Source organism: Streptomyces milbemycinicus (assembly GCF_002154605.1).
In the GTDB taxonomy this organism is placed as follows: domain Bacteria; phylum Actinomycetota; class Actinomycetes; order Streptomycetales; family Streptomycetaceae; genus Streptomyces; species Streptomyces milbemycinicus.
This window is the reverse complement of record NZ_MUNE01000463.1, coordinates 1-5,278: the sequence shown is the minus strand read 5'-3', so window position 1 is coordinate 5,278 and position 5,278 is coordinate 1. Positions and strand designations below refer to the sequence as shown.

The 5,278-nt window shown below is 57.4% G+C and carries 2 rRNA genes; both read left to right on the top strand.

The window, feature by feature from the left end:
* Nucleotides 1-311: 311 nt before the first annotated feature.
* Nucleotides 312-1,839 (top strand): 16S ribosomal RNA (locus tag CCN51_RS33500).
* A gap of 289 nt (nt 1,840-2,128) precedes the next feature.
* A 23S ribosomal RNA gene (locus CCN51_RS33495) occupies nt 2,129-5,248 on the top strand.
* Together the 16S and 23S rRNA genes form the textbook arrangement of a ribosomal RNA operon.
* The last annotated feature ends 30 nt before the right edge of the window (nt 5,249-5,278 follow it).

The window sequence follows — 5,278 nt, the reverse complement described above, 5'->3', positions numbered from 1 at the left end:
AGAAATGAAATTCGGACCGGGAACGGACCGGAAAACGGATCTGGTAAGGTTGGAAACACCGAAGGGAAGCGCCCGGAGAAACCGGTGAAACGGTTTCGAAGGAAGCGTCCGTTCCTTGAGAACTCAACAGCGTGCCAAAAGTCAACGCCAGATATGTTGATACCCCGTACGATCGGCCGGTTCAATCCGGATCGGTTTGGTCGGACGAGGTTCCTTTGAAGAAAAACACACAGCGAGGACGCTGTGAACGGGCTGGATTATTCCTCCGGCCTGTTCCGCTCTCGTGGTGTTGCCGGGATATCCCGGAGGCATTCACGGAGAGTTTGATCCTGGCTCAGGACGAACGCTGGCGGCGTGCTTAACACATGCAAGTCGAACGATGAACCGGCTTCGGCTGGGGATTAGTGGCGAACGGGTGAGTAACACGTGGGCAATCTGCCCTGCACTCTGGGACAAGCCCTGGAAACGGGGTCTAATACCGGATATGACCTGGTGAGGCATCTCATTGGGTGGAAAGCTCCGGCGGTGCAGGATGAGCCCGCGGCCTATCAGCTTGTTGGTGGGGTGATGGCCTACCAAGGCGACGACGGGTAGCCGGCCTGAGAGGGCGACCGGCCACACTGGGACTGAGACACGGCCCAGACTCCTACGGGAGGCAGCAGTGGGGAATATTGCACAATGGGCGAAAGCCTGATGCAGCGACGCCGCGTGAGGGATGACGGCCTTCGGGTTGTAAACCTCTTTCAGCAGGGAAGAAGCGCAAGTGACGGTACCTGCAGAAGAAGCGCCGGCTAACTACGTGCCAGCAGCCGCGGTAATACGTAGGGCGCAAGCGTTGTCCGGAATTATTGGGCGTAAAGAGCTCGTAGGCGGCTTGTCACGTCGGATGTGAAAGCCCGGGGCTTAACCCCGGGTCTGCATTCGATACGGGCAGGCTAGAGTTCGGTAGGGGAGATCGGAATTCCTGGTGTAGCGGTGAAATGCGCAGATATCAGGAGGAACACCGGTGGCGAAGGCGGATCTCTGGGCCGATACTGACGCTGAGGAGCGAAAGCGTGGGGAGCGAACAGGATTAGATACCCTGGTAGTCCACGCCGTAAACGTTGGGAACTAGGTGTGGGCGACATTCCACGTTGTCCGCGCCGCAGCTAACGCATTAAGTTCCCCGCCTGGGGAGTACGGCCGCAAGGCTAAAACTCAAAGGAATTGACGGGGGCCCGCACAAGCGGCGGAGCATGTGGCTTAATTCGACGCAACGCGAAGAACCTTACCAAGGCTTGACATACACCGGAAACATCCAGAGATGGGTGCCCCCTTGTGGTCGGTGTACAGGTGGTGCATGGCTGTCGTCAGCTCGTGTCGTGAGATGTTGGGTTAAGTCCCGCAACGAGCGCAACCCTTGTTCTGTGTTGCCAGCATGCCCTTCGGGGTGATGGGGACTCACAGGAGACTGCCGGGGTCAACTCGGAGGAAGGTGGGGACGACGTCAAGTCATCATGCCCCTTATGTCTTGGGCTGCACACGTGCTACAATGGCCGGTACAATGAGCTGCGATACCGTGAGGTGGAGCGAATCTCAAAAAGCCGGTCTCAGTTCGGATTGGGGTCTGCAACTCGACCCCATGAAGTCGGAGTCGCTAGTAATCGCAGATCAGCATTGCTGCGGTGAATACGTTCCCGGGCCTTGTACACACCGCCCGTCACGTCACGAAAGTCGGTAACACCCGAAGCCGGTGGCCCAACCCCTTGTGGGAGGGAGTCGTCGAAGGTGGGACTGGCGATTGGGACGAAGTCGTAACAAGGTAGCCGTACCGGAAGGTGCGGCTGGATCACCTCCTTTCTAAGGAGCACATAGCCGACTGCGAGCGAATGACTCGCACGGTTGCTCATGGGTGGAACGTTGACTACTCGGCAGGATCAAACGATCCGCTCTTTCCAGTACTGCTTCGGCGTGGAACGAGAGCGCGGTGAGGGTGAGACTGTCGGGCACGCTGTTGGGTGTCTGAGGGCGCGGGCGAAAAGCTCGTTCCTTCGATGTGACACCAGTCCCGGTGAACCATCCAGGTTATGGGTGGGTGACGGGTGGCTGGTCGTTGTTTGAGAACTGCACAGTGGACGCGAGCATCTGTGGCCAAGTTTTTAAGGGCGCACGGTGGATGCCTTGGCACCAGGAACCGATGAAGGACGTGGGAGGCCGCGATAGGCCCCGGGGAGCTGTCAACCGAGCTTTGATCCGGGGGTGTCCGAATGGGGAAACCCGGCAGTCGTCATGGGCTGTCACCCATACCTGAACACATAGGGTATGTGGAGGGAACGCGGGGAAGTGAAACATCTCAGTACCCGCAGGAAGAGAAAACAACCGTGATTCCGGGAGTAGTGGCGAGCGAAACCGGATGAGGCTAAACCGTATGTGTGTGATACCCGGCAGGGGTTGCGCATGCGGGGTCGTGGGAGTGTGCTTGATCAGTCTGCCGGCTGGTCGGAGAGTCAGAAACCGTTGTGGTAGGCGAAGGGCATGCGAAAGGCCCGGCGTAGAGGGTAAGACCCCCGTAGCTGAAATCATGACGGCTCTCTTGCGTATTTCCCAAGTAGCACGGGGCCCGAGAAATCCCGTGTGAATCTGGCGGGACCACCCGCTAAGCCTAAATATTCCCTGGTGACCGATAGCGGATAGTACCGTGAGGGAATGGTGAAAAGTACCGCGGGAGCGGAGTGAAATAGTACCTGAAACCGTGTGCCTACAAGCCGTGGGAGCGTCGCACAAGGACTTTGTTCTTGTGTCGTGACTGCGTGCCTTTTGAAGAATGAGCCTGCGAGTTTGCGGTGTGTTGCGAGGTTAACCCGTGTGGGGTAGCCGTAGCGAAAGCGAGTCCGAATAGGGCGATTGAGTAGCGCGCCCAAGACCCGAAGCGGAGTGATCTAGCCATGGGCAGGTTGAAGCGGAGGTAAGACTTCGTGGAGGACCGAACCCACCAGGGTTGAAAACCTGGGGGATGACCTGTGGTTAGGGGTGAAAGGCCAATCAAACTCCGTGATAGCTGGTTCTCCCCGAAATGCATTTAGGTGCAGCGTCGTGTGTTTCTTGCCGGAGGTAGAGCACTGGATAGGCGATGGGCCCTACCGGGTTACTGACCTTAGCCAAACTCCGAATGCCGGTAAGTGAGAGCGCGGCAGTGAGACTGTGGGGGATAAGCTCCATGGTCGAGAGGGAAACAGCCCAGAGCATCGACTAAGGCCCCTAAGCGTGCGCTAAGTGGGAAAGGATGTGGAGTCGCAGAGACAACCAGGAGGTTGGCTTAGAAGCAGCCATCCTTGAAAGAGTGCGTAATAGCTCACTGGTCAAGTGATTCCGCGCCGACAATGTAGCGGGGCTCAAGCGTACCGCCGAAGTCGTGTCATTGCAGCATGTGGTCTAACGATCGCTGTGATGGGTAGGGGAGCGTCGTGTGCCGGGTGAAGCAGCCGCGTAAGCGAGTTGTGGACGGTTCACGAGTGAGAATGCAGGCATGAGTAGCGATTCACACGTGAGAAACGTGTGCGCCGATTGACTAAGGGTTCCTGGGTCAAGCTGATCTGCCCAGGGTAAGTCGGGACCTAAGGCGAGGCCGACAGGCGTAGTCGATGGACAACCGGTTGATATTCCGGTACCCGCTTTGAAGCGCCAACGCTGAACCAGGCGATGCTAAGTCCGTGAAGCCGCCTTGGATCCTTCGGGTGAAGGGGAGTGGTGGAGCCGACGGTCCAGACCTGTATTAGGTGAGTGATGGGGTGACGCAGGAAGGTAGTCCAGCCCGGGCGGTGGTTGTCCCGGGGTAAGGGTGTAGCCCGAGGGGTAGGTAAATCCGTCCCTCTTGTAAGGGTGAGACCTGATGCCGAGCCGATTGTGGTGAAGTGGATGATCCTATGCTGTCGAGAAAAGCCTCTAGCGAGTTTCATGGCGGCCCGTACCCTAAACCGACTCAGGTGGTCAGGTAGAGAATACCGAGGCGTTCGGGTGAACTATGGTTAAGGAACTCGGCAAAATGCCCCCGTAACTTCGGGAGAAGGGGGGCCATTGCTGGTGATGAGTCTTGCACTCGGAGCTGGTGGTGGCCGCAGAGACCAGCGAGAAGCGACTGTTTACTAAAAACACAGGTCCGTGCGAAGCCGTAAGGCGATGTATACGGACTGACGCCTGCCCGGTGCTGGAACGTTAAGGGGACCGGTTAGTCACTTTCGGGTGGCGAAGCTGAGAACTTAAGCGCCAGTAAACGGCGGTGGTAACTATAACCATCCTAAGGTAGCGAAATTCCTTGTCGGGTAAGTTCCGACCTGCACGAATGGCGTAACGACTTCTCGACTGTCTCAACCATAGGCCCGGTGAAATTGCATTACGAGTAAAGATGCTCGTTTCGCGCAGCAGGACGGAAAGACCCCGGGACCTTTACTATAGCTTGATATTGGTGTTCGGTTCGGCTTGTGTAGGATAGGTGGGAGACTTTGAAGCTGTGACGCCAGTCATGGTGGAGTCATTGTTGAAATACCACTCTGGTCGTGCTGGATGTCTAACCTGGGTCCGTGATCCGGATCAGGGACAGTGTCTGGTGGGTAGTTTAACTGGGGCGGTTGCCTCCTAAAGGGTAACGGAGGCGCCCAAAGGTTCCCTCAGCCTGGTTGGCAATCAGGTGTTGAGTGTAAGTGCACAAGGGAGCTTGACTGTGAGACCGACGGGTCGAGCAGGGACGAAAGTCGGGACTAGTGATCCGGCGGTGGCTTGTGGAAGCGCCGTCGCTCAACGGATAAAAGGTACCCCGGGGATAACAGGCTGATCTTCCCCAAGAGTCCATATCGACGGGATGGTTTGGCACCTCGATGTCGGCTCGTCGCATCCTGGGGCTGGAGTCGGTCCCAAGGGTTGGGCTGTTCGCCCATTAAAGCGGTACGCGAGCTGGGTTTAGAACGTCGTGAGACAGTTCGGTCCCTATCCGCTGTGCGCGTAGGAGTCTTGAGAAGGGCTGTCCCTAGTACGAGAGGACCGGGACGGACGAACCTCTGGTGTGCCAGTTGTTCTGCCAAGGGCATGGCTGGTTGGCTACGTTCGGGAGGGATAACCGCTGAAAGCATCTAAGCGGGAAGCCTGCTTCGAGATGAGGACTCCCACCTCTATAAGAGGGTAAGGCTCCCAGTAGACGACTGGGTTGATAGGCCGGATATGGAAGCCGGGTGACCGGTGGAGTTGACTGGTACTAATAGGCCGAGGGCTTGTCCTCAGTTGCTCGCGTCCACTGTGTTGGTTCTGA